Source organism: Streptomyces atriruber, from assembly GCF_001418325.1.
In the GTDB taxonomy this organism is placed as follows: Bacteria; Actinomycetota; Actinomycetes; order Streptomycetales; family Streptomycetaceae; genus Streptomyces; species Streptomyces atriruber.
Map to the genome: position 1 here is coordinate 16,878 of NZ_LIPN01000227.1, position 24,326 is coordinate 41,203.

At 66.6% G+C, this 24,326-nt stretch carries 24 protein-coding genes; 17 read left to right on the forward strand and 7 right to left on the reverse strand.

Going from position 1 to position 24,326, the window contains the following annotated elements; all coding sequences use genetic code 11:
• Nucleotides 1–201: 201 nt before the first annotated feature.
• Nucleotides 202–1,308, reverse strand: coding sequence for a dual-specificity RNA methyltransferase RlmN (gene rlmN / locus AOK03_RS23320; protein WP_055567284.1), 1,107 nt, complete (start codon nt 1,306–1,308; stop codon nt 202–204).
• Between the two features lie 588 nt (nt 1,309–1,896).
• Between rlmN and AOK03_RS42705 the strand changes: the two genes are divergently transcribed.
• Entirely contained in the window at nt 1,897–2,247 is a 351-nt protein-coding gene (locus AOK03_RS42705; protein WP_157869048.1) for a trypco2 family protein, read from the forward strand.
• A 325-nt stretch (nt 2,248–2,572) separates the two neighbouring features.
• Nucleotides 2,573–5,497, forward strand: coding sequence for an NACHT domain-containing protein (locus AOK03_RS41145; RefSeq protein WP_157869049.1), 2,925 nt, complete (start codon nt 2,573–2,575; stop codon nt 5,495–5,497).
• Between the two features lie 200 nt (nt 5,498–5,697).
• Here AOK03_RS41145 and AOK03_RS23325 read toward each other — a convergent pair whose 3' ends face one another.
• From AOK03_RS23325 to AOK03_RS23335, 3 genes are all read right to left on the reverse strand, one after another.
• Nucleotides 5,698–6,549: an IS5 family transposase gene (locus tag AOK03_RS23325; RefSeq protein ID WP_055567285.1), complete on the reverse strand. Its 852-nt coding sequence runs from the start codon at nt 6,547–6,549 to the stop codon at nt 5,698–5,700.
• Nucleotides 6,550–6,651: 102 nt separating this feature from the next.
• Nucleotides 6,652–7,311 carry a DedA family protein gene (locus AOK03_RS23330; RefSeq protein ID WP_055567286.1) on the reverse strand — a complete coding sequence of 220 codons (660 nt, stop codon included), beginning with the start codon at nt 7,309–7,311 and terminating at the stop codon, nt 6,652–6,654.
• Nucleotides 7,308–8,051, reverse strand: a complete 744-nt coding sequence (locus AOK03_RS23335) for a class I SAM-dependent methyltransferase (RefSeq protein ID WP_055567287.1) — start codon at nt 8,049–8,051, stop codon at nt 7,308–7,310. The genes AOK03_RS23330 and AOK03_RS23335 overlap by 4 nt, the downstream gene beginning before the upstream one ends.
• A 132-nt stretch (nt 8,052–8,183) precedes the next feature.
• Between AOK03_RS23335 and AOK03_RS23340 the strand changes: the two genes are divergently transcribed.
• Together AOK03_RS23340 and AOK03_RS23345 are read left to right on the forward strand one after the other, a co-directional pair.
• Nucleotides 8,184–9,335, forward strand: a complete 1,152-nt coding sequence (locus AOK03_RS23340; RefSeq protein ID WP_244177714.1) for a sensor histidine kinase — start codon at nt 8,184–8,186, stop codon at nt 9,333–9,335.
• Nucleotides 9,332–9,982: a response regulator gene (locus AOK03_RS23345; RefSeq protein ID WP_055567306.1), complete on the forward strand. Its 651-nt coding sequence runs from the start codon at nt 9,332–9,334 to the stop codon at nt 9,980–9,982. Before AOK03_RS23340 ends, AOK03_RS23345 begins: the two co-directional genes overlap by 4 nt.
• Before the next feature lie 234 nt (nt 9,983–10,216).
• Here the strand turns inward: AOK03_RS23345 and AOK03_RS23350 are convergent, their stop codons facing one another.
• From AOK03_RS23350 to AOK03_RS23360, 3 genes are all read right to left on the reverse strand, one after another.
• The gene (locus tag AOK03_RS23350) at nt 10,217–10,663 is read right to left on the reverse strand and encodes an NUDIX domain-containing protein (protein WP_055567289.1); all 447 of its coding nucleotides are present in this window, start codon (nt 10,661–10,663) and stop codon (nt 10,217–10,219) included.
• A 52-nt stretch (nt 10,664–10,715) separates the two neighbouring features.
• Nucleotides 10,716–11,930 (reverse strand): helix-turn-helix domain-containing protein, encoded by a 1,215-nt coding sequence (locus AOK03_RS23355; protein WP_055567290.1) that lies wholly within the window; start codon nt 11,928–11,930, stop codon nt 10,716–10,718.
• Nucleotides 11,931–12,172: 242 nt separating this feature from the next.
• On the reverse strand, nt 12,173–12,541 hold the full coding sequence (locus tag AOK03_RS23360; protein WP_079074908.1) for a GntR family transcriptional regulator: 369 nt from the start codon (nt 12,539–12,541) through the stop codon (nt 12,173–12,175).
• Nucleotides 12,542–13,390: 849 nt separating this feature from the next.
• Here AOK03_RS23360 and AOK03_RS23365 point away from each other — a divergent pair.
• The 13 genes from AOK03_RS23365 (at nt 13,391) to AOK03_RS23425 (ending at nt 24,260) form a co-directional block, all read left to right on the forward strand.
• Entirely contained in the window at nt 13,391–13,819 is a 429-nt protein-coding gene (locus tag AOK03_RS23365) for a hypothetical protein (protein WP_055567292.1), read from the forward strand.
• 93 nt (nt 13,820–13,912) lie between these two features.
• On the forward strand, nt 13,913–14,239 hold the full coding sequence (locus tag AOK03_RS23370) for a hypothetical protein (protein WP_055567293.1): 327 nt from the start codon (nt 13,913–13,915) through the stop codon (nt 14,237–14,239).
• Nucleotides 14,236–14,904, forward strand: coding sequence for a GGDEF domain-containing protein (locus tag AOK03_RS23375; RefSeq protein WP_279616331.1), 669 nt, complete (start codon nt 14,236–14,238; stop codon nt 14,902–14,904). The genes AOK03_RS23370 and AOK03_RS23375 overlap by 4 nt, the downstream gene beginning before the upstream one ends.
• Nucleotides 14,901–15,242 (forward strand): hypothetical protein, encoded by a 342-nt coding sequence (locus tag AOK03_RS23380; protein ID WP_055567295.1) that lies wholly within the window; start codon nt 14,901–14,903, stop codon nt 15,240–15,242. Before AOK03_RS23375 ends, AOK03_RS23380 begins: the two co-directional genes overlap by 4 nt.
• Nucleotides 15,232–16,389: a hypothetical protein gene (locus AOK03_RS23385; protein ID WP_055567296.1), complete on the forward strand. Its 1,158-nt coding sequence runs from the start codon at nt 15,232–15,234 to the stop codon at nt 16,387–16,389. Before AOK03_RS23380 ends, AOK03_RS23385 begins: the two co-directional genes overlap by 11 nt.
• Nucleotides 16,390–16,431: 42 nt before the next feature.
• The gene (locus AOK03_RS23390; RefSeq protein ID WP_055567297.1) at nt 16,432–16,680 is read left to right on the forward strand and encodes a hypothetical protein; all 249 of its coding nucleotides are present in this window, start codon (nt 16,432–16,434) and stop codon (nt 16,678–16,680) included.
• A gap of 231 nt (nt 16,681–16,911) precedes the next feature.
• Nucleotides 16,912–18,753 (forward strand): type IV secretory system conjugative DNA transfer family protein, encoded by a 1,842-nt coding sequence (locus tag AOK03_RS23395; RefSeq protein ID WP_055567298.1) that lies wholly within the window; start codon nt 16,912–16,914, stop codon nt 18,751–18,753.
• Between the two features lie 116 nt (nt 18,754–18,869).
• Entirely contained in the window at nt 18,870–19,883 is a 1,014-nt protein-coding gene (locus tag AOK03_RS23400) for a C40 family peptidase (RefSeq protein WP_055567299.1), read from the forward strand.
• Entirely contained in the window at nt 19,883–20,107 is a 225-nt protein-coding gene (locus AOK03_RS23405; RefSeq protein ID WP_055567300.1) for a hypothetical protein, read from the forward strand. The genes AOK03_RS23400 and AOK03_RS23405 overlap by 1 nt, the downstream gene beginning before the upstream one ends.
• Before the next feature lie 2 nt (nt 20,108–20,109).
• Nucleotides 20,110–20,484, forward strand: coding sequence for a hypothetical protein (locus AOK03_RS23410; protein WP_055567301.1), 375 nt, complete (start codon nt 20,110–20,112; stop codon nt 20,482–20,484).
• A gap of 2 nt (nt 20,485–20,486) precedes the next feature.
• Nucleotides 20,487–21,737, forward strand: coding sequence for a hypothetical protein (locus AOK03_RS23415; RefSeq protein WP_157869050.1), 1,251 nt, complete (start codon nt 20,487–20,489; stop codon nt 21,735–21,737).
• Nucleotides 21,661–23,004: a hypothetical protein gene (locus AOK03_RS23420; protein ID WP_055567303.1), complete on the forward strand. Its 1,344-nt coding sequence runs from the start codon at nt 21,661–21,663 to the stop codon at nt 23,002–23,004. The genes AOK03_RS23415 and AOK03_RS23420 overlap by 77 nt, the downstream gene beginning before the upstream one ends.
• Nucleotides 22,998–24,260: an ATP-binding protein gene (locus AOK03_RS23425; RefSeq protein ID WP_055567304.1), complete on the forward strand. Its 1,263-nt coding sequence runs from the start codon at nt 22,998–23,000 to the stop codon at nt 24,258–24,260. The genes AOK03_RS23420 and AOK03_RS23425 overlap by 7 nt, the downstream gene beginning before the upstream one ends.
• The last annotated feature ends 66 nt before the right edge of the window (nt 24,261–24,326 follow it).

Genomic DNA, 24,326 nt, shown 5'->3' on the forward strand with positions numbered 1-24,326 from the left:
GGCACGCGGGCAGGGCGCTACAGCTTGAGTGATGCCCGAACTTCCTACCCAGAATGACCTGGGCGAGGTTCAGAGGGTCTGCGGCCCACCTGTCCAAGGTGCCGCACTCTCAGCGCTGTGGCGCTCCCCTGTCGGAATATGCAGATGTGTGTGCTCGTACGGAACTGTCGGAACCGCACGCCCGCCAGACTACCTCTCGGCCTACCGCTCGGCGGCGGCGAGCTGGCCGCACGCCCCGTCGATCTCCTGGCCCCGGGTGTCCCGGATCGTGACGGGCACACCGTGGGCGGCGATGGCCTCCACGAAGGCCTTCTCGTCCTCGGGGCGCGAGGCCGTCCACTTCGAGCCCGGCGTCGGGTTCAGCGGGATCAGGTTCACGTGCACCGGCTTGCCCTTGAGCAGCCGCCCGAGCCGGTCGCCGCGCCAGGCCTGGTCGTTGATGTCGCGGATCAGTGCGTACTCGATGGAGAGCCGGCGCCCGGACTTGGCCGCGTACTCCCACCCGGCGTCGAGCACCTCCCGCACCTTCCACCGCGTGTTCACCGGCACGAGGGTGTCGCGCAGCTCGTCGTCCGGCGCGTGCAGCGAGATCGCGAGGCGGCACTTGAAGCCCTCGTCGGAGAACCGGTGGATGGCGGGCACGAGGCCCACCGTCGACACGGTGATCCCGCGCTGCGAGAGACCGAGCCCGTCGGGCTCCGGGTCGGTGAGGCGGCGAATGGCCCCGGTCACCCGGTTGTAGTTGGCGAGCGGCTCGCCCATGCCCATGAACACGATGTTCGACAGCCGGGCAGGCCCACCGGGAATCTCGCCGTCCCTGAGCGCGCGCATGCCGTCGACGATCTGATGCACGATCTCACCGGTCGACAGATTCCGGTCGAGACCGGCCTGCCCCGTGGCACAGAACGGGCAGTTCATGCCGCAGCCCGCCTGCGAGCTGATGCACATGGTCACCCGGTCCGGATACCGCATGAGCACCGACTCGACGAGCGTCCCGTCGAACAGCCGCCACAGCGTCTTGCGCGTCGTGTCGTCGTCACAGCTGATGTGCCGCACCACGGACATCAGATCGGGCAGCAACGCCTCGCGAAGCTTCTCCCGCGCCCCGGCCGGGATGTCGGTCCACTCGGCCGGGTCGTGCGCATACCGCGCGAAGTAGTGCTGCGAGAGCTGCTTGGCACGGAACGGCTTCTCGCCGATGGCGGCGACGGCTTCCTTGCGCTCGGCGGGCGTGAGGTCGGCGAGGTGCCGCGGGGGCTTCTTGGCACCGCGGGGCGCGACGAAAGTGAGTTCTCCGGGTACAGGCATGGTCCTTCCAGTGTCGCAGATCCACATCGCTGACCTGGGCTCACGGAGATTAGTGTGGGTCGTCACTGCCCGTCATTGGTCGTCGTGGGCCCTCCTCGCACGGCCCACAGACGGCCCGGCGTGCCCCTCCTTAAGGCGGCGTCCATCCAGGTGAGCGCACTGCTCGCCGCCTCCTGCCGCATAACGCAAGGCGTCGCTTCTGGGAGTGGGGCACGAGGCGGAACTCGGGCTCTCAGCTTGGGAAGCTCAGAGCAGCTAGGGCTTTCGTTAGGCATGACCCGGTCCGAAGCGACGTTGGCGTCTGGTGGGCGGTGGAGCGACTGCCCGCAGTTACCCGTACGCTCTGGCTCGCGTCTCGCAAGTGTGACCATCCGGCTCATGCGCCTGCGGTGTCGGCGACCAACGCTGGCACGCCTCTCAGCCCACGGCTCTTGAGTCGGGCATGCAACGAGGTTGCTAGTAGCTGACTACGCTCCACCTGGCCACGCGGGAGCCAGCCACAGGATCGGGTAGGAGCCGTTGCGTGCCTGCCATCGTCTATCCCGAGCCCATGGCGCCAGGGCGCTTACAAGCCCTACCGTGTTGGCCATGGACGCGACCATCGGCGAGATTGGTCTCGCAGACGCCATCTCGGCAATCCGTGACGACATCCTCACCGCAACACAGCAGGGTGCTGGCTCGCCCTTGCGCTTTGAGCTCGGGGACATAGAGATGGATTTCACTGTCGAGCTTCGGCGAGACGCTCGCGGTAGAGCTGGGGTGAAGGCCTGGGTTATAGATGCAGCGGCAGAGCGCGGCAGTGGCACAACGCACACGCATCGGGTTGCTTTTACATTAAAACCAAAGGATGCACTCACTGATCAAGGCTGGGATGTTTCCAGTGACGAGGAGGGGCGCACCAGCAAGTTCGGCGCAAGCGGAGATTCGCCGAATGAATGAGCGAGCGCCAGGGCGCACCAGAATTGCGGCAGTGCTTTCTACAGGCAGTCAGGGAAGTGGTTACGTTCTTTGCCCTAGCTTAGTACTTACTGCTGCTCACGTGTTGAAAGAACTTGATGATGTACGCGTTGCACTTCCGGGCCAGGCAGAGCAGATACGCTGTCGGGTAATTTGGATGCGTCATGATGAACGATGTGATGCTGCACTAGTTACCCCTCAGGACGGATCATTTGGCCCCGCATTCAGCACACAGGATGCACCCTTTGCGATTGTCCGCGACTCGCTAGAGCCGATATCTAACTGTCAGGCTATCGGTTACCCTAGCGTGCAGCGCAGCCCACATGGCGAGCTAGATACAGAGCAATTTGTCGGCACTTTAAAGCCAGGCGCCAAGATACTGAGTGGGCGCTACGTATTGGATAGTTCACACAATCCTCCTACTGAGCGCACGGACAAAAAATCACCTTGGGCCGGATTTTCTGGCGCTGTTGTATTCAAGCAAGACGCAATGATTGGGGTTATAGCCCACGACCCTTCTGGCTGGCAGCACGGCCGGCTCGAAGTTACTTCAACTGGCGTGCTGGAAGCCGACCTGAAGTTTAGGGAAATTCTAGAGCGGGCAGGGGTGCAGATATCCGTTGTTCACTTGAACGATACCCGCAACCCAGAATTCACCGCTTTTGAGCGGCGATATCAGGGTTACGTCATTTCAAAATACGGCACCTTGACCATATTCGGCATTGATCTCTCAGATCGCACTAATGCCGAGTGGCCCCTGGATGCTGCGTACCTAAGTCTTGAAGCACTGGCAACAGATGAGTCTGTCGGACGTGACGGAACCGATGGCCTGGCAACTCGAAATCCGATCCAGGTGCAACCTGCTGATCAAGCTCTCGCCGGCCACCATCGTGTTCTTCTGCGTGGGGTTGCAGGCTCTGGCAAAACAACGCTAGTGCAGTGGCTGGCCGTCTCTGCCGCTAAACAGCAACTCGGGGAAAACCTACATCACCTATACAGTCGCGTACCCATTGTGCTGCCGTTGAGGACGTTGATCCGGTACGGAGAATTGCCGGGGCCAAGTGACTTTTTGGCAGCGGTGCGTAACCCACTCGCTGGAATTCAGCCTAAGGGTTGGATCGAGAGTATCCTGTCACATAAACGCGGACTGATGTTGATAGATGGGATTGACGAAATCTCGGAGCGGGATCGTGAACGGGTCAGAGAATGGCTTCGCGATCTCATGCTGGTGTTCCCGCAGAACATGTGGCTAGTAACCTCCCGCCCTTCTGCGGTCACTGATGATTGGCTAGCTACTGAAGGCTTCGTCGAGCTCACTCTAAGCGCAATGGGCCGCAATGATATTGCGGCTTTCATTGAACGTTGGCATGCTGCGGCGATCGCAGCATGCCAGGATGAAGAAGAAATTAACCGTCTCAGGACGTACAAATCTGCACTCATTGAGGCGATTAGAACCAAACAAGATCTTGGGCGTTTAGCTACCAATCCACTCATGTGCGGGCTCATATGTGCCTTGCATCGTGATCGCAGGGGCTACCTACCAGAGGGGCGGAAACAGCTTTACGATGCAGCCCTTTCCATGCTGCTTGCACGTCGCGACCGTGAGCGCGACCTAGAGGTTCGGCTTTCCGAAGAGCCGCAAATACGGTTGTTGCAGAAATTGGCCTACTGGCTGATTAAGAACGGTCAGGTTGAGATGGATCGATCGGACGCGATCGATCTAATAAATGCGACGTTGCCTGCAATTCCATCCATTGCCGATATCGGGAGCCCCAAACAAGTTTACGACTACTTGCTGCTACGTAGCGGGCTTCTTCGCGAACCAACTCAAGGAGCTATGGATTTCATCCATAGAACATTTCAAGATTACCTTGGCGCTAAAGCTGCCGTTGAAGAGCGCGACTTCGACCTCATGGTGCGCAATGCTCATCATGATCAGTGGGAAGACGTCATACGTATGGCGGTGGCTCACGCATATCCGGTGGAACGAGGCCGGATTCTTAACAAGCTACTAAAGCGTGGTGATCGGGTGAAAAAACACCGCATGCGACTTCACTTACTCGCTATGGCTTGTCTGGAGCATGCAACCGAGCTCGATATTCATGTTCGCCGCGAAGTCGAGGATCGCGCTTCAAAGCTAATACCTCCCGACGATTACCAATCTGCAGAAGCCTTGGCGTCGGCAGGGCCCATGGTCCTAGATCTCCTGCCCGGCCCAAGTTCGCTCAGTGATGAGCAAGCTTACGCCGTGGTCCTTACAGCTACCCAGATAGCGTCTGACGCGGCCGTGCCAGTTCTTGCGCGATACCGGCAAGTCCCGAGTGTAGCCGTGCAAAATGAGCTGATCAGTTCTTGGAGAAAGTTCGACATTGGCCAATACGGCCGGGAAGTTGTTGCCCATTTAGAGAAAGGGCAAATGTTCTGGCTCGACTCAATTGAGCAGTTAGAGTTCTTTAAGGAGATCGGCGGACGTGAAAATTTCATTCTCGTAGGCAGTTGTTCCTCTGATCGCCTCACTAAAGCCATCGCTGGAGATGGTCCGGTTACGCTAGGGCTACACAATAACAAGGAAATTGACAGTTTTGTGCACCTGCCTTTTTCTCGCCTTAAGGCCTTGTTCTTATATAGTTGCCCTCAAATCCGGGATCTTTCTGACCTGGGCAGGCTCGATCGCCTTGAAGAGTTGAGCCTGAATGATATGAAGGGCCTCTTGGACCTGCGAGGCCTGGATACCCTACACGGTCTCGTCCGACTCGGCATCCTGCAGCCTGTTTCCCAATCTAATCTCTCACTGCTGCCTAAGAGTGGAAACTTGAGGTCTTTGATTCTTTTTGGAGGGGCAATCGCATCGACCGGACTGCGCGGCCTACGCGACATACGAGGCCTAGAAGCGCTAGCTATGCGCTGGAGTAATGAAGGAGCAACAGATCCTGTCATTGCATGGGACGAGGTGTTCTTGCATCCGACCCTGAGACGCCTGCGCCTGGACCCTATAGGGCTCAACGCATTCCTCCAGAGCGGGCATTCATTCTCAAACCTGGTGAAACTAAATATCGAACTCGTGAGGCGAAATACCTTGGATGAGTTGCCGATGCAGAGATTTACTGATGTATTCCCCGAAGTTCGCTACCTATCAGGCCCGTTCGATCCAAGTTATCGCGAGGTATTGAGTGGAATGCTGCCCAGGGTCGAGGTTGAATTCCAGCAAGGATCAGGAATGCACGACGCGTAGTTTCAACTCGCCGCAGTCGAGGCCAATTCAACGTCGGTGGAGCGGCTTTGCAGTGGCACTGCTTAGCACAAGTGATCACGGCCCATAATCTTGCGGCACGTCGGGCAGTGTGTGAGTCTGCCCGGTGAAGTACGACGTTGAGGGCATGATCTTCGATGCTCGCGCCAAAATGGCCGCCTTAAGACCGACCGGCAAATGGATCACTTGAGGCGTCGGGTGGTCGGGCGGCCCTGCCAGCGGTAGTGGCTTGTGGAGCGTCGGATGAGCATGCGGAGCGTGACGAGAGTGGCGGCGAGGTAGAGGTAGAAGTCCACGACCGCGCCGCTTCTCTCGGTGCAGCGCCGCAGCTTGCCGTAGTCGTTCATCCACGAGTGGGTGCGCTCGACCACCCAGCGTTTGGCGGCCTGGATCGGGGCGGGCACGCCCTTGTGGGCGATCTCGGCCGTGAAGCCCAACTCGGCTATAAAAAGACGGGACTTGTTGCTGTCGTAGCCGCGGTCGAGGTTGATGTTGACGGTCTCTGGCATCGCGCCGACCTGTGCCCTGGCCGCGTCCAGGGTGGAGCCGAGCAACAGCGAGTCGTGCCGGTTAGCCCCAGCGGCGACAACTGCGAGCGGGACGCCGCAGGCGTCGGTAGCGACGGAGCGTTTCAGTCCTTGCTTACCCCGGTCAACCGGAGAGCGACCGGTCTTCCTACCGCTGGACGGGGCCTTGGTGATGCACCCGTCCACCGAGATCTCGCCGAGCCCGAGGCCGATCATGCGGTCGTAGGCTTCCAGGGCGAGAGCATGCACGGCCTGCGAAATCCCTTGCTCGGCCCACTCTTTGACGCGTCGGCGGATGGTGCGGTCGGAACATCCGGGGGTGGAGATGCGTTCGTAGCCCGAGCCGTGGACCAGAGCGAGGACCACATGCTCGAAGACCGTACGGTCAGGCACCCTGCGCCTGTGGCAGCCCAATGGATGGCTTGCCGCGAACTCCTCACGTGCGGGCAGAAGGGCGGCGAACTGAGCCCACAACGGTTCGAGCAGGCTGGTTGGCAGCGTGGGCACAGCCCGTCCCTTCCTGATCACTGGGGCTTTCCCCGTCGTGATGACGCCGGGGTCGTGTTGAGGATGAGTGCGGCGGACGCGCGGGTCTCGCGGCAGGGGCGGTCAGCGCACCGGGGCCTCGTTCTTGCGGCCCGGGTGACCGCGCGGGATGGTTGCGGCACCTGGTGCGGAGCGCCGGGAGCGCCGCCACCAGAGCGTGGTGGCGAGGGCGGCCAGGGCGACCACAGCAAGGGCCGGACCGCCGACGGTGAGAATCTGCTGGAGGGAGGTTGCGGCGCTGTAGCCGATGCCGGCTTCGGCGGCGGCCCACAGGACGGCTGCGGTGGCGCTGTAGGGGGCGATGCGGCGGTAGGGCAGGCGGGCGGCGCCGGCCAGGTGGGGGGCGAGGGTGCGGACCATGGGCAGGAAGCGGCCGAGGAAGACGGACCGGCCGGCGTGGCGGGTCATGAGCGTCTCGGCCTGCCGCCAGGCTCCGGCGGGGATGCGGTGACCGAGGCGGCCGGTGCGCAGGCGCTCGCCCAGAAGGTGGCCGGTCCAGTGGGCGAGGCGGTCGCCTGTGATGGCCGCGGCGGTGGCGGCCGCGATCACCGGCAGGAGGTGCACGGCGCCGGCGCGGGCCATGGCTCCGGCCGTCAGCAGCAGGGCGAGGGTGGGGGCGAACGTGCCCAGCAGGAGCACGGATTCGGCGAGGACGACCAGGGCCAGGACCGTGTAGACGGCGGTCGGCGGCAGGTGAGCGAGGGCGTCGGTGAGGTGGTTCACTGCTCGACGCCTGGCAGGAGGGGCAGCGGGTGCGGCGGGACGGCGGCGTCCACGCTGGGGCAGCGCAGTTCCCAGACGTGGGCGGGTGGCAGGTTGGCGAGGACCGTCCAGCGGGCAGTGGCGTAGCGGTGCTGGTAGGCGCCCACGACCTGGTCGACTGCGGCGTGGCGGCGGGCTTCGGCGCGAGGGGCGAGCAGGGTGCGGGCGCGGCGGGTGCCGAGGTAGGCGAAGTAGGTGAGGGTGCCGCCGGGGTGGAGCAGGTCCAGGTAGAGGGCCATGATGCGGTCGACCTGTTCGGGGGCGAAGTTGGTCAGCGGCAGGCCGGAGACGATGACGTCGTAGCGCCGACCGGTGTCGAGTTCTTCGACGTACGCCTGGTGGACTTCCGCGCGGACATGTCGGATGACCGGGGCCGGGTGGTGGTCGACGAGGCGGCGCAGGCGCTCGGTGAAGCGCGGGTTGGCTTCGACGATGTCGAGGTGGCTGCCGCGCGGGAGGCGGGAGAGAAGGGTGCGGGTGACGGCTCCGGTGCCGGCGCCCGCCTCCAGAACAGACAGCGGGCGGGGGCCGCGGGTGGTCACGGGGTCGGTCAGGGTGCGGGCCAGGGCCCGGCTGCTGGGCGCGACGGCGCCGGTGGTGCGCAGGTCGCGGGCGGCTTCGCGCAGGAACGTCCAGCTCTCGGCGGTCTGCCGGGCGGCGGGCTTCCGGGAAAGTCGGGGGGAGGGGGGCCTGTGGTCCATGCTTTCGACGCTAGGAATCCGGTACGCCCTTCGGACCTGCCGTTATGTGACGGTCCTCCCCGACGAAAGTAGGGGTTGGGCGTCGCATTTCGTGCCGTCCCCGCGTGCGGCGGGCTGCCTAGCATGGTGAGGGTGAAGTGGTGGAGGAGCCCGCAGTGGGCCGCGGTGGGCCGGGCGGCGTTTCTGGCGTTCCTGGTGTGGACGGCCTACCAGAACGGCACCGCGACGGCCGGGGCCCGGTTCGGAGTGCCGGTGCTGATCGCGGCTGCGGTGTGCGCGGTCGTCCTTGCGGTGCCCCGTGGGCGCCGGTCGGTGGCGCCGGTGGTCGTCACCGTCGCCACTGCCTGGTGGGGGTGGGTCGTCGCCCCGTTCCTGGCCGTGGTCCTGTTCGACCTGGCAGTGGCCCGTCGCGCCCGCATCGCCCTGGTGTGTGCGGCGCTCGCGTTGGCGGGCAACCTGCTCGGGGTGCAGGCCGGCTCGATCTGGACCGACCGGCGGTGGGCGGCGACGCTGACGGTGCTGCTGTTCGGCCTGGTGGTCGGGCTGTGGCAGGGCAACCGCCGCCGCCTGCTGCGGACCCTGTCCGACCAGGTCGACCACCTGCGGGTGGAGGCCCGGCTGCGCGAGGACGCCGCCCGGGCCGCCGAGCGATCGCGAATCGCCGCCGAGATGCACGACGTCCTCGCGCACCGCCTGAGCCTGATCGCCCTGCACGCCGGTGTCCTCGCCGCCCGCTCCCTCGATCTGCCGCCCCGGGTCGCCGAGCGCCTCGCCCTGCTGCGCGACACTTCCGTCGAGTCTCTGTCAGACCTGCGCGAGGTGCTCGGCGCGCTGCGCGGACCCGCTTCCGAGGACGGCCCCGGTCCACTGGAGCCCGCGCTCAAGGACGTCCGCGACCTGGTCGACCAGGCACGTGCCGCCGGACAGGACGTCACCCTGGCCGTCGACGGCGATCCCTCGCAGGCACCGACCACGCACCGCCTGGCCGCGTACCGGATCGTCCGGGAGGGGCTGACCAACGCCCGCAAGCACGCGCACGGCGGTCAGGTGGCCGTCCGGGTCGGCTATCTGCCGCCCGCGACCTTGGTCGAGGTCACCAACGACACCGGTTTCCCGGGCCCCGGTGCCTCGACCGGCTCCGGCTACGGCCTGGTCGGCCTGCGCGAGCGCGTCGCCGCGCTCGGTGGCCACCTCGACGCCGGCCCGGCGGGTGCGGGGTCCTGGCGCTTGGCGGCCCGGCTGCCCCACCCCACATCCTCCGACCGGAACGGCAAGTGTTCGTGATCCACGCGATGATCGTCGACGACGACGCCCTGGTCCGCCTGGGCCTGACCGACCTGCTCGACGGCGACCCCGGCATCGAGGTCGTCGCCCAGGCCACCGATGGGCTCCAGGCCATCGAGCAGGCCACCGCGCACCGCGTCGACGTTGCGCTGGTAGACGTCCGGATGCCCCGGATGGACGGCATCACCGCCACCGCCCGGCTGCGCGCTCTGCCCCAGCCGCCCAGGGTGATCACCCTGACCACCTTCGACCTCGACGAGTACGTCTACAACGCCCTCGCCGCCGGCGCCGACGGCTTCCTGCTCAAGGACACCGACCCCGCCGAGATCCTGCGCGCCGTCCACCTCGTCGCCGCCGGTTCCGCGATGCTCCACCCCAACGCGGCCCGGCGCCTGATCGACCGCTACCACGCCACCAACCAACCCCACGCCATCGCGGCCCGGGCCCACCTCGACAAACTCACCCCCCGCGAACGCGACGTCCTGGCCCTGCTCGCCGAGGGCGCCCCCAACGCCGACATCGCCACCCGCCTCGCCATGCGTGAAAGCACCGTCAAAGCCCACGTCAGCCGCATCCTCGCCGCGCTGGAGGTCACCAACCGGGTTCAAGCCGCCCTCCTCGCCCGAGACGCCGGACTCACTTCCTGACCAGACCAAAGACCGCAACCACTGAGTGTGAGTGCGGCCGAGCCGACGCCGAGTAGTGCCCGCTCCAGCAATCACTGCCTATCGCCGGTCGGTCTAAAGCCGTGGAGTCGTCCACCCCAGCCGCGACGTACCCTTCTCACGCCAAATGGCTGACTGTTCTGTGCGCAGCACGGGCACCGGCCGGGCGCGTGGGGCGCGGACGTCCAGCGTGGCACCCGCGCCCACTCAGCATCACTACTCGGGCGGCACGCCATGCTCCAGGTACGCCACCGCGCCTTCATTGCGAGCGACCGCAGCGGCACAGATGCGGCGCGCTAGTCGGGGGATCGTGAGGTCGTCCACAGCCCCGACGGGATGGAAGTCGTACGCCTTGATCTCGGAGGCTTGCAGCTTGATCTGCGCCTGAAGCTGACTTGAGAGAGTGCCTCCATCGAAGAGATACAGAACCTTGTCCCCCTCGGAAGGGCTAGGTGCCCAGTCGACGACGAGCAGGCGCCCGATCTCCGGCGCGATGCCGAGTTCCTCCTGAACCTCACGGACGCACGCCTGTAGCGGCGACTCGCCGGCATCCACGTACCCTCCTGGGATGTCCCGGTAGTCCTTGTACGTGGGCTCAAGGAGCATGACGCGGCCATGGTCATCAAAGAAGAGCGCGCCCGAGGCCATCCGCGGGCGCGCCATCTTCGCTTCGTGTTCGTTCTCGGTCTCGCTCACATGACCGAGCCTAACCAGGTCACACCACTCGAAGCCTCTCGGCCAGGTCGGCCACGGAGCGGCTCGGCCGCCCACGAGTACCGCGGACCCAGCCGAGCACGATCTCTCGGGCCATGTAGTGATGTCGGACTTGCTCCGGCGCCAGCTCTTCCGCATCCAGAACCACGCTGAGCGCGTCGTCAATGCGGTTCCGAGCCGTCAGTGCCCGCGCCGTTTCGAGGTCGTGCCGAACTCTGCGTTCGACAGGAAGCCCGCTCGTATCGACCTGAGCCCCCAGATCCGCTGCGACCTGGAAGTCTCCCAGCTCACCAGCGGTAGCCACCCTGTGGATCACGACATTGGTGGGGCCGAAAGCCGTCCACATATGGTTTCCGTCCGCCCCGAGACGCGTTGCCGTCGCCTCCGCTTCCCGCAGAAAGGCTTGTGTTGTCGCACGGTCCTCTGCGCGAGCTGCGGCCATTGAGCCCGTCAGGAAGAGGGTTCCGTAGACGGACAAGTACGCGGGGGTCGCCTCCCCCAGCCCAGGCTCAAGGAACCCGGCGGCATCGCTCACGAGCTGCACTGCGGTCTCAAAGCGTCCAGTGGACAGCAGGCAGTGCGTCACCGACCGGAAGAGCGATCCGATGACCACGTTGTTCCCGCTCTGCTGTGCAGCGGCGAGACCGCGATCCGCAGCCATCCAAGCAAGCTCGCTTTCCCCCAACTTGCCGAGGACCATCGCCGCCCCCTGGTACGTCAAAGCGAGTAGCGCGCTCGCTTCCTCCCGCTCCTCCCCGACGCAGGTGCGCACGGCGAGCAGGGCATCCGAGAGGATCAGGGGCAACTGGCGTGTGGCGAAGCCGTATTGGGACCCCTGGTAGGCGTCCCACACCTCGCTCACGTCGGATCGCAGCGCGGTCAGACTCGGGGGTTCGCCGTCCGCCGGCGCGCCAAGGAGCGGGGTCAACTGCCGGTAGTCCATGAGCGCTTCGCGTAGGGCAGGGACCGTGCGTCGCCCGCTGTCTGCGGACCACTCCAACAGCGTCGGTTCGCCGATGAGGTCACCGATGGACACGTCCAACGCGTGAGCCAGTGCCCGGATGACAGAGAGTCTGTCGAGCTCGATGCGGTTGTTCTCCGCTTTGCCGAGCCAATCGGCAGTGCGCCCAACCAGTCCGGCCAGCACTTCTTGGGACACGCCGCGGCGATGGCGGTACCACGCGACCCGCTCACCGATCGTCAGTTGCTGCGTCATTCCTCGCATGACTTCAGCGTCACCTCAGTTGACATGAGGACCCCGGAAGGATTTTCCGGGGTCAGTTCAGGGTCGCGCCATAGCGTCATGGGTGTCGAGATCGAGACGCCAACGATGGTGGCAAGGAGGCGCGGCTATGTCTCTGACGGCTAAGGAACGGCACCAAGTGATGGTGGCCCTTGCAGAGCTCTCCATGGAAGTGGGCGCCCTTGCACAGAGGGCGCAACGGTTGGCATTGCCCGTTACTCCGCCCTGCCCTGCTCCTCCAGCTGCCGCAGGCGTCCGTCCAAGCGGCCCAGATGCTCACGCATCGATTCGATCTCCCGCATGATCGCGGTGAACTCGTCACTTGGGGCCGATACTTCCTGATCTGCTGGACTGCGAGCGCTCACGAAGTAGCCGCGAGTCGAGTCCGGCGCAACCAATCCCCACTTCGTGAGTAGCTGGACAGCCTTTGTCGCTGTCCCGGGAGCTACCTCAAAGCGTTCAGCGATCGCACGGACCGAGGGCAGTTTGTCCCCGACCTTCACCTTGCCGGTATTGATCTCCTCCCGCAGGGCCTCAGCGATCTGCTCGTTCACCCGTCGCGCGTCGTCAGCAGTCGGTGTCATGCCCCGATGTTAACGCCTACTGATCTAGCACAGCCAGCACGAACAGCACGGAATCTTGTGCTGGTTGTATCAGTCGTGCTAGAACAGTGTCAGTTGCTCGCCCGTAACGGCAGAGCACACGTAAGGCCTGTTTGACCTGCATAAACGCCCGGAGAGGTCCGTACTAGGCGGATCGCCTCGAAGGAAGCGACTGGCTGTATTTGAGAACTCAAGAGGGATCGTGCGGGGCTGACGCGAGAGTGGCAGTCACGGTAGGTGCCTAGGGCGAGGGTCCGGGGGCAAACCGCCGTGGTGAACCGTGGCTCTCCCCCTACGCGCCTGGCAGGCGCCACCCGGTCTCGGGTGTGGGGAAGGACAGCGGAGCCCCAATGCATGTGGCGGCAAGAGTGAGACCGCCCCCGCGGCGACCGGGTGATGTCGTCGGCGGCAACGCCAAGCCCACCGGCTCCGGATAAACCCCTGCACTGTGGGGGTGCCGCCCGGTGTGGGCCGCCCTGCTGGCGTCAGAGCAGTGATGATGACGCCCCGATTCTCCCGGCTCGGGGCCGGCGGTTCGCAGCAACGAACTGCCGGTGAAGCCGTGTCCCGACTTCATTGAGGGGGTCGGTGTGAACCGACGACATCGCAAGGCGTCGCCGTGGTCGACCGGCACGGCGACGTCGTTTGATCTGTGGTCCGCGAGCACAGCAGGACGCTCCCGGGCAACCGGTCGTCTTCTACCGAGACGCGGCGGCTAGCGCCGCGCCGGTTGCCTCCTCCGTCCGTCCGGCCGCTCTTCGGGGCGCGTCCGTACGGGCGGGGTTGAGGGGAGCCGGAACAGGCCGACGCTCCACTCGAAGGGAGTTGTTCATGTGGGCCAGCGTGATTGCTGTGTCCGGGACCCTGCTGGGGTCCATCACCGCGTATTTCCTACAACAGCGCGGCTCTGACCGGGCGGCGCTACGGCGTGACCGCCTGATGGCGGTGTGCGCGTTGACGGTGGCGCTGGCCGATCACCGTCGTGCCATGTGGGTTCGCGAAGACCTGCGGCTTACCGGCGTGGACGACATCGTCTACGAGGCGGCCCGGGGTGAAAGCCACGTGACGCGGAGCGCGATCACCGCACCGTTGACCACGCTGTGCATCCTTGCCCCGGTGCTGGCGGGGGTGGCGCAGGACGCGGTCGATGCCGCTTATGGCTTGCGTGGCGCAGGGTCGCCGCAGGCTCTGAATACCGCAAGGCAGAGGGCGATAGACGCCTGTGAGCGGTTGGTCCGCGAAGCCTCAAAGACCTTCTGAACTCCCCCTCAACGGCGTGCGCCCCCGGAGCGGCTACTCCGGGGGCGCCATTGGGCCGTTCCCATCCCGTCTGATCCCAGAGGAGTACGACCCATGAAGTGCATCGTTGCCGGTCATACCGCCGTTACCGCAAAGGAGTTAGCAGAACTGGCGATGGGCGTCGCCGAGCGTTCGGCGGGGTTCGATACGGAACTGTTCACCGGCGCCGCCACGGAGTCGGAAGAGGACCGGGCGGCGCGGCTGGCCGTGGCGCGCGAGGTGCTCGCGGATTTGCGCGAGGCCGATCCGGTGGCTGCGGCCTACGCCCGCGCCCTGCTGAAGGCAAGCGACCTCCCCAAGCCTGCGCCGCGCTCGCGCAGGGCCCGGGCGGGACGTCGGACGCCGGTGTGCACCGCGCAGGGCTTGGCGGTAGCGGCATGAGCCAGACCATGGCGGCCCTGTCCGCCGCCCTGCCCCTCGCGGCCGGATGGTCCGTGAACAACCGGTGGCTGCGTCGCCGGATCGAGGCCGCGCGCCACGACCCGCTGACCGGCCTGTGGACCCGCGAGGCGTTCGAGGAACACGCCCGCAAGAGCCTGAGCCACAAGCAGCAGTGGGCCGTGCTGGTGCTGGATCTCAACCGGTTCAAGCAGACCAACGACACCTACGGCCACGCGGCCGGGGATGCGGTCCTCAGCGCGACCGGCCAGCGCCTGGGCGCATGGGCGGCCGCGCATCACGGCGTGGCCGGACGACTGGGCGGGGACGAGTTCGCCGCCATCACCGACGTGAGCGGTACGAGGGACACCGTCACCGGCACCCTCAGCGCGAAGCTGCTGAATCTGATCGGCCGACTTGAGCAGCCCGTTGTTTTCGAGGGGCGCGTGATCGACGTGCGCGTGTCGGTCGGGGTGGCTCGCTCCGAGCGGGCTGAGCTGTCGGCTCTGCTGCGGCTGGCCGATGAGCACATGTACCGGATCAAGCAGCAAGGCGGCGGTTTCAGCATCGCCCCCACGCACGAACACCGCCCGGCGCTCGGCACGGTCAACGGCCGCCGCGCAGGGCGCCCTGGTACCCACTGCGCACCGGAAGGCAGGACCCCATGAACTACGCCGACAGCGTGCAGGACTTGTCGCCTGCCTTGGCGGCGCTGCGGTTGCTGGCCGTGGACTTCGCGAAGATGCCCGCGCCGACCGTGCGCGTCTCGCCGGTCTTCCCGGCGGTGCTGGATCTGTCCCTGCACGGCGACTTGGGGGCGTTCGAGCCGTGGCGGCTCGCGCTCGGCATCGCCCGCGAGGACATCGACTTCCACACGCAGGGCGACGGTCGTACGTGGGTGCTGTGCGCCGACACCGACTATGCCGGTGCCCGCGTGACCTTGTACGCCTTCGGCGACGTGCTGCGTCGCACCCTGAACGTGGTGGGAGGCTGCCATGCCGCGTAAGACATCGACCGCCGAACCGGCGCAGGCGACGCGCACCTCGCGCGTCCTCGCAAAGATCCGGGGCATCAACCCGTTCGCCGTCATCGAGAAGCTGCTGACGCTGGCGGCCCTGACCGTCGTGGCGGTCACCGTCGGCGGCCAGCTCGCCCCGATCCTGGGTCTGGACGGACGGCTCGGCACCATCGTCGCCTGGTTCATCGCGCTGGTCTTTGACGCGTTGTGGATCGGCGCGCTGAAGATGAGCGAGCAGGCCATCCGGCAGCGCAGCGTCGTGGGGATGGCCGTGATGCTGTCCGTGGCCGCCCTCTCGATGGCCGGGTCGGTCGCGATCCTGCTGCTGATGGGGCACGCCCGCGTCTTCGCCCTGGTCCCGGTGGCCGCCGCCGTGTTCATGGGGCTGCGGATCTTCGCCGACCACATGCTCGCGGACGACGCGACCTCTCGCGTCATCGCCGATCAGTCCGCCGCCGCCCGCAACACCCTGGCCCTGACCTATGCCGATGCCCGCCAGCTGAAGGCGGGCGCCGAGAACGAGGTCGTCATCGAGACGGCCGCAACGCTCGCCGAGGCACACCGGCAGGCGGTGAAGGCCAGGGCGCTGACCGGCATGCAAAAGAAGATCAACAAGGCGCGCGCCAACGCCGAGGAGAAGCTGAAGTCGTCCGAGGACAAGCACGGGGTGGCGGCCGGGGCCTTCACCGCCCGCGAGCTGCACGTCCTCACCGCGCCCTCGGAAGTCCCCTTCGGAATTGCTCCCCCTGCCCCCCGTGCTAGTGCAGGGGACGCGGATCTGTCCACGGCCCTCGATCCGCACACACCGGCACCCACCAGTCGGCAGGTGGCGTCCTCGGAATCCTCGGAATCCTCTGACCTGCGCGAACGCCCCGTTGGAGGCGAACCCTCGGAATCCGGCTCGGAGGATTGCGAGGGTCCCTCGGATCTTTCCGAGGGACCGGGGCGCAAGCCCAGTATCAGCGACAGGTCGCTGTACCTGACGGGGCGCCGGATCTTCACCGAGCTGGCGCCGCCGAAGTCGCTCAACGGCTTCATCAACGCGATGAAGGCGCAGGGCGCCACGGCCAGTTACGAGCGGATGGCCAAGACCTACGAGCAGTTGCAGGCGGAGTTCGCCGCGCCGAGCGCATAGTCCCGCACACCTCAGGCTGACCAGTCACCAGGAGAGCCCGCCATGCCCGTACCGACCGAGACCGAGCAGAGCGCCGAAACCACCGTGCAGCCGCAGGGCAGCCATCACTGGGTGATGACGCTGGACCTCCCCGGGCGCCTGGCCGTGACGGGGTCCAGCACCTTCACCCCGCCGCGGGGCTGGACCCGCTACGACGCCTATACGGCTATCAGGAACGAGATGACCCGGAGCAATCCGGACCTGGCGCGCGCCAACGTCACCTTCTTCGCCCTGGAGCCCAACCAGCTCTGACCCCAGACACCCCCGGCACCACTGATGAAGGCCGTCCCCCAGCACGTGGGGGACGGCCTTCGTCACGACTGCCGGAAGACAGTCGAGTGCACCACCGCCCCGGGCCATCGGTTGGCCGGCGGCTGGCGGGCTGGCGGACACGGTCCGCAGGTCCCGCAGGTCCGCCGCGCAGATCCGGCACCGGCCACGGGGGGATTCGTCCTTCCCACCCCACCTGAGAGATGAGGATGCATGGCCGCCGAAGCGGTCGAAGCGACGAAAGACGCAACACCCACCACCAAGCCGCCCCGGCCCGCGGCGCGCAAGCCGATGTCGGAGGAGTCCCGATGGCTGATCGGCGGGCTCGCTGTCACGGTGCCCGCCTCCGGGCTGGTCTACCGCGACGAGGTCGAGTCCTGGGTCTACGACAACCGCTACTGGCTGCTCGGCATCGCCGTGCTGCTGGTCGGATCGTGCGTGCTGGCGATGACCCGGGCCTACCGGCGTTCCCGCAGGGCGCGTCCGCGTAAACAGGCGCGCGCCGTGGCCGCGTTCGCCTCCGAAGGCCTCCAAAGCCCCGCAGCGCAAAGCGCCCTGGACAGCGGGGATCCGGGCACGAGGCCGACCACCTCCCCGGAGACGACAGGGCAAGCAGCCTCCCCGGTCACACTGGATGCACAGCCACAGGACCCGGTCACACCAGATGCACCGCCACAAGAGGGGCCCGATTCCCCGGTCCCCCTCGCGCCGGAGGTACAGCCACCGGCGGCGCCTGCTTCCTTCCAGCGTGATGAGGCGCCCAAGCTGGCCGCCGCGCTGAAGCTCGACTACGCGGCGGGCAAGCCCCGCACGCTCAGCCGCGCGCGGGTGGAGCTCGGGGAAGAGTGGGTCATCGAGCTGCCGCCCGGCGGCGTGTACGGCGATGTGGCGGCCAAGTCGGAGCGGGTGATCTCCTGGCTCGGCGTGGACGCCACCAAGGTGACCATGCGTCCGGGGCCCACCTCCCGGCATGTGGTCATCACGGTCCTGGACCATCCCGTCTACAGCCGCACCCCGGCCCTCCCCGACCCGTTGGAGGCCACCCGCCGAGGTGTGATCCCTCTCGGGTATGACATGCACGGCGTCATCGTCGAAATCCGCTCGCCGGTCGGCGATACCCAGATGCTGATCGCCGGATCGGCCGGTGCCGGAAAGACCGAAGAGATCAAGTGGCTCGTCTATTTCGCTCTGGTCAACGGCTGGGACGTCGTCCTGGTCGACGCCAAGGGAGACGGTGACCTCGCCTATGCGGAAAAGGCATGCCTCATCTATGAGGAGGTCCCCGACCACGACCGGATGATGGACATCATCTCCTTCGTGGAAGACCGGCACACACAGCGCGCCGCGGAGAACAGTGCATCGGTGAAAGCCGGAAACGGAAAGGTGAAACACCGGCCTCTGCTCTTCATCATCGATGAGGTCAGCACCTACACCGATGAGGCCGACTCGAAAAAGCAGGCGGCGGATTTCGAGAAGAAGCTGAAGAAGGCTTCCCGGAAGTTCCGCTCGTCGAAGATCCTCGTCGTGCTGGCAACGCAGAGCCCGAAAGCTGAAGTCATCAACACATCGATTCGCGCGAATCACCGTGTGCGACTGGCCTTCGGATGCGCCGAAACCAAACAGTCGGACGTGATTCTGGGCAGCGGTACAGCGGCAACTGGACACGACGCCTCCAAGCTCCCCGGAATCGACGGCGTAGCAATCCTTCAGTTCAAGGACCTGCTCCGGGAGTTGCGCGGTTTCCTTATCACCGACGACGAACTCCAGGCGGCCATCGATGCCCGCGCGGAGGAGTTCTTGGAGGCGGAGCCCGAACACGTCCGTCTGGTCCGTGAGGCGTACGGCGACGATGCGTTTCTTTCCACTGTCGAATTCGCGTCCCGGCTCCGTGAGCTGGGGGTGGATATCGCCGGTGGAGAAGACGCCGGGAAGACCGGGACAGCCGTTGGCGAATGGCTGCATGAGCACTTCGGCCGCGACGTGCCGCAGGCGCAGAAGCGGATCGAAGGCCAGCGTGTCAGAGGCCGCGAGCTGGCGGAGATCCTCCGTCGCTGATCCGTGCCACCCCTTGTGCCACCCCCGTGCCGCCCCCGTTCCAGTGCCGTGCCGTCACAGGGGGCGGCACAGGCTTGTCACGGCACGTGGCACGGGGCCCTACCTGCGAAAACACAGTGAAGGAGCTGGAGTTCATGAAAGGGTCCGTGATCGGCCTTGTGGTGGTCGGGTCGGGTCTGTTGGCGGTCACTGCCACGAGCCTGACCGGCAACCCGGCGGTCAGCGGCAAGGCCACGTCGGTGGCCAACCGCACGACGCCTGGGTCGGTGCCCGACACCTACGCGCCGCTGTTCAGCGCCTGGGGCAACGAGTGTGACGCCCTCACCCCCAGCATTCTGGCCGCACAGATCAAACAGGAATCGCAGTTCAACCCCCGGGCGAAGTCTCCAGCCGGGGCCCGGGGCATCGCCCAGTTCATGCCCAAAACCTGGGAGAGCTCAGGATTCGACGGCAATGGCGACGGCGACAAGAACGTGTGGGATCCGGAAGACGCGATCCCCTCGGCCGCCAAGTACATGTGCTCGGTCTCCCGGGAGTTGAAGGGCATTCCCGGCGACAAGACACGGCTTGCCCTGGCCGGATACAACGCCGGTCCCGGAGCAGTCCAAAAGTACCGGGGCATACCGCCATACAGGGAAACGGAAGAATACGTCGCCACCATCATGGCGTCGGCCGCGAAGATGGGCCAGGCCGTGAGCGGGCAGGGCAACATCGCCGTGGAAGCGGTCAATTACGCGTCCGCTCAGATCGGCAAGGACTACGTCTGGGGCGGCAACGGGGACACCGATGGCGGTTTCGACTGCTCGGGTCTCACCAAAGCCGCCTTCTCTCAGGCTGGGGTGACCCTGCCCCGCGTCGCCAGCGCCCAGTACACGTACCTGGAAAACGACGGGGCGCTCGTCGACAAGGACGACCTCAGCATCGGCGACCTCATCTTCTTCAGCCAGAAGAAGCGGACGGGCAAGGCGACGCCCGCTGACATCGACCACGTCGGGATCTATCTCGGCAAAGGCTATTTCCTGAACGCTCCGCGTACCGGGGCGAAGGTCCGTATCGAAAAGGTCTGGTGGGACACCTACATGGGGTCCGGCCGGGTCTACCCGAAAACCACGAACACCAAGGAGGTGTGATGGGGAACGGACAGTGCATTGCGACGACGCAGGCCATGTATTCCGTGGCCTCGTCCGCTCAGAGCCTGGAAACGACGGTGACCGTCCTGACGGTCCTGGTGGTCTTCCTGGGGCTCATGTGTGCCGGGGCCGTGGTCGTCGCGTTCCGGCTCGGTTCCACCCTCAAGCGCCTCTCCGCGCAGCAGCCCGCACCTTTCAACCGCACGTCTGAGAAGGAGTACTGAGTATGGGCAAGTACACCGGAACCATCGTCGTCGCCGGTCCTGGTGATGGGTGCATCACCAAGTCGGACGGCTCCAAGGACTGCTCCAAGGGTGCCAAGCAGGTCGTCAAGACGGTCAACGACACCGGCCCGGACCTCGCGCCCGTCTCGGGGTTCCTGCCGCTGTACGGCGTGATCATGGGCGTGCTGGTCGGCGCGGTCATCCTGGCCATTGCGGCCGGGGCGGTCATCTCGGCCGGACGCGGCGGCATCCAGGCCGGGTTCAAGAAGGACGGCTCGGCGCTGAAGAAGACCGCGGTCACCGTCGGCGGTCTGATCGTGCTGCTGCTCGGCGTGCTGGCCATCGGCCCGTCCATCGCCACCGCGCTGGGCGGCTGAGCATGGCCGACGACCGGTGCAGCCTGATCAAAGGCCCCGCTCACCAATACTGCGAGCGGGGCCAGAGCGGCGGCAGGGGAGGCAGGCCGGACGACCTGACGCCACAGATGCCCGAGGCGCTCGATCCGCTGGGCGCCGCCGCCAACTGGCTCTCCGACCAGGCGTCCGCCCTGTACCGGCTGATGGACAAGTCGATGATGGCGGCCGCCGATCCGCTGGCCGGCCTCAAGGGCGGCACGCTGGCCAAGGTGTACAACCCGGTGGCGGGCCTGGCCCTGCTGATCGGTGCGATTGCTCTGGTGGGCGGGCTGATCTTCTGGATCGCCCGCCCTTCGGGGCCCGCCTTCAAGAAGGCGGGCTCGGCCGGGGGCCGGTTCTTCGGTCTGCTGTTCCTGGTGACGGTCATTCCGGTGGCGGTGGCGTTGATCGCGTTCGCGCTGGGCCAGTTCTCCGCGCTCATCTACGCGGACCTGGCCGACCACCCCTTCAAGGGCATGGAAAAGTCCCTGCTGGGCTCCACCGGCAACCCCTACGGGCGGCTGGCGCAGGCCGCGGTCGTGCTGTTCGCGGTCGGCCCGCTGTGGCTGCTGTGCGTCATCGCACCCATCGCCGTGCTGGCCGCCATGGTGTTCCTGCCGCTGTCCGCCGCACTGGGGGTGGGCAAGGGCTGGATGCGCTCACGCAGCGGCAAGACGCTGCTGCATCTGCTCGCGGCGGTGTTCCTGGCCAGGGTGCCGGTCGCCATCGTGCTGATCTTCCGCAAGGTGCTGCCCAAGAGCGCACTGACCGATCTGCTGCTGACCGCCGCCACGACGGTCGTGTGCCTGTACATCCTGCTGAGCCTGCCAGAGATGGCCAAGAGCGTCGCCGCGGCCGTCACCCGGGCCCCGAAGCTCAAGACGCAGAGCGAGGGCCGCACCGCGGTCACCAAGATGCCCGCCGACGCCGAACGCCAGGCCCACGCCAAGCGACTGGCCGCCGCGCAGGCCAACCCCGGCAGGCACAAGCCGCCCCGCCAGGCGGCGTCCGCACACGCGCCGGGCCGCCGCCCCTACCCCGGCGGCGGCAAGGGAGTCCGGGCCGCGCTGAAGGCGCCCGGCCCTTCGGCGAACCCCGCTCAGCCCACTCCGTCCGGCCCGTCCCGCACCACGCCCGCACGACAGGAGAGGATCCGCCATGTCCGGGTCACGGACGTATCTGCTCGACCCGCTCTACGAGACCGAGACGCTCAAGCTCCCCCCGTCACGTACTGACCTGACCGTCATGGGCGCCGGGGTCGCCCTGAGCGCCGTCCATGGGATGGCTGTCCCCGGCATCCTGGGGACACTGACCTGCATCGTGCCCGCCGCGTTGGCCGGGGCCCTGTCCCTGGTCAAGACGGGTGGGTCGACCGTGGTCGACCGGCTGGGCCGCCGCGGCGGTCATGCGCTCAGGAAACGCGCCCTGCAGCGGGCCGTGCGCCGGTATGAGAGTGAGCAGGCCTCCTTCGCAGATGATGCGGAGGGGGCCCTGCCCCGCCACACCGCCTTCACCCACATCAACGATGTGGTCTGGCACGAACGGGACGGATACGCCTTCCCGCAAGGGGCGGGCAGGCTGCTGGCGGCGTTCGAGTGGGTCACCGACGGCGCCGCGCTGAAGGACGGCGCATACCGCGACCGCGCGCACGACGCACTGGCCGCGTTCCTGGAATGGGTCGCCGCCACCGGCCACGGCAGTTGCGTGCGCATCGTGCACGCCGTCAGCCCCTACACCGGTGGGCACGACGTGCGCGCCGAAGGAGACGGCGACCTGGCCGACTCCTACCGCCAGCTCATGGACCTGGTGAACGGGGCGTGCGATGTGCACTCCACCGTGATCCTGCTGTCCGTGCCCGCCCACTGCCCCGACGTCGAGGAGGAGACCGCGTGGGCTCAGGCCGCCTACGAGCAGGCGCGGGTGTGCGGGATCGAAACCGGCCGCATGTGGGACCGCGCCACCTTCGACATCGCCCTCGCACCGATCCAGGGCAGCGACCCCTACGAGATCCACGAAAGCCTCTTCCGGTCCGGTGACTTCGTCACCGCGACCGCGGCTGTCACCGACTTCCGCCGGGGCGAGCGGGCAGCGGACTTCTGGCGCCCGATGATCACGACGCTGCCGCGGGTCACCCGCACCACCGTCGTGGAGTATCTGCCGCTGGACCGCCGCAAGGCGGAAAAGCGGCTGGAGACCGGCGAGATGCTGCGCACCGCGACCGCCCGCGACGAGCAGGACGCCCGCCGGGAAAAGACCTCCACCCGCACCGGCCGACGCGCAGCCGAACTCCACGAGCAGGACATCTCCGACGGCGCCGCCTACGTGAAGGTCGCCGCGCACGTGATGGTCCAGGCCCGCGATGCGGCGGAACTGAAGGAGTTTCGCCGCGATGTGGAGCAGGGCGCGGTATCGGCCGGCGCGCACCTGATGTGGATGGACCGGCAACACGAAAAGGGCTGGCACGCCGCCCAGCCCCTCCCGGGAGGGGAGATCACATGCTGACCACGACCACCCGCCAGGCCGCGGGCCTGTTCCCGGGCTATGCCTGCAAGCCGGTCACCGACGGGGCGCTGATCGGCGCCTCACTGCTGGACGGCTCCCCCTTCCGCCTCACCCCCGTGGACTGCGACCAGGAGGTACTGCCCTCCACCGGCATGGCCCTGCTGGGGACGCTGGGCAACGGGAAGTCCACCAACACCAAGGTCATGTCCCTGCGGGACATGGCCCGCACCGGGCGCCGTTACGCCGTGCTGGACGCCAAGGGTGAAGACGGGGTGGGGGAATGGGATGCGGTCGCCGCGGCCCTGCACGTCACCCCGGTCCGCTTCGGCGACGGGGTGTGCATGAACCCCCTCGACCCCCGGATCCCCCCGCTGCACCGCGTGCAGCTCGTGGCGGTGCTCGCCGAACTCGGCGGGCACCGGCCACTGTCGCCCGGAGCACGCATGGCGCTGGACGCGGCCATGGAATCCCCCGCGGCCCGCACCCTGTCCGGATTGATGGGCGCGGTCACCTCCCTGGAAGCCGACGCGATCCCCGGACGCTTCGATGCCGGGCAACTGCTCGCCTTCGGGCAGGAAGTGGTGCAGGCGCTGTCCCCGTTCATCCGCTCCGCCACCCGCGGCATGCTCGACGGGGAAACGTCGGTCTCGCTCGATGCGAAGCTGACCGTGTTCGACTTCTCCCACATCGACCGCACCTCCATCGCCCTGCCCGCGCTGATGTCGGTCGTGGGGGTGTTCCTGGAGTCGGTGTGGCTCGCCCAGGGCGGCGCCGACCACGGCATCCACTCGACGCTCATCGTCGAAGAGGCCTGGCAGATCCTCAAACACCCCGCCACGGCCGCACTGCTGCAGCGCATGATGAAGTACTCCCGCCGCGAAGGCCTCTCCGTCACCTCCGTCGCGCACAGCGCCAAGGACGCCACCTCCGAAGAGGCCAAAGACCTCCTTCGCCTGGCCTCCACCCGGGTCCTGCACCAGATGGATGAAGGGGAAGCGGAGCAGTGCCGCGGCCTGTTTTCCCTGCCCGACTGGGCGGTCCGGCAGATCCCGCTGCTGGGCCGGGGACAGGCCATCTGGCAGACCGGACGCCACGTCAACCTCGTCCAGACCCTCGTGACCGACTACGAGAAGCGGCTGTGCTTCACCTCCCGGCGCCGCGACGCCGCCCAGGGCAAGCCGCCCGCCCCCGCGCCGGTCGCACGAAGCGAGTGGGCGTGGGAGATGCCGCCCAACGTCATCGACCACGCCGCCTGACCCCCACAGCCCCGCACCCTCCACCCCGCGCCCCGCCCCGTTTCGGGCGGGGCGTCGCCGTTGCCC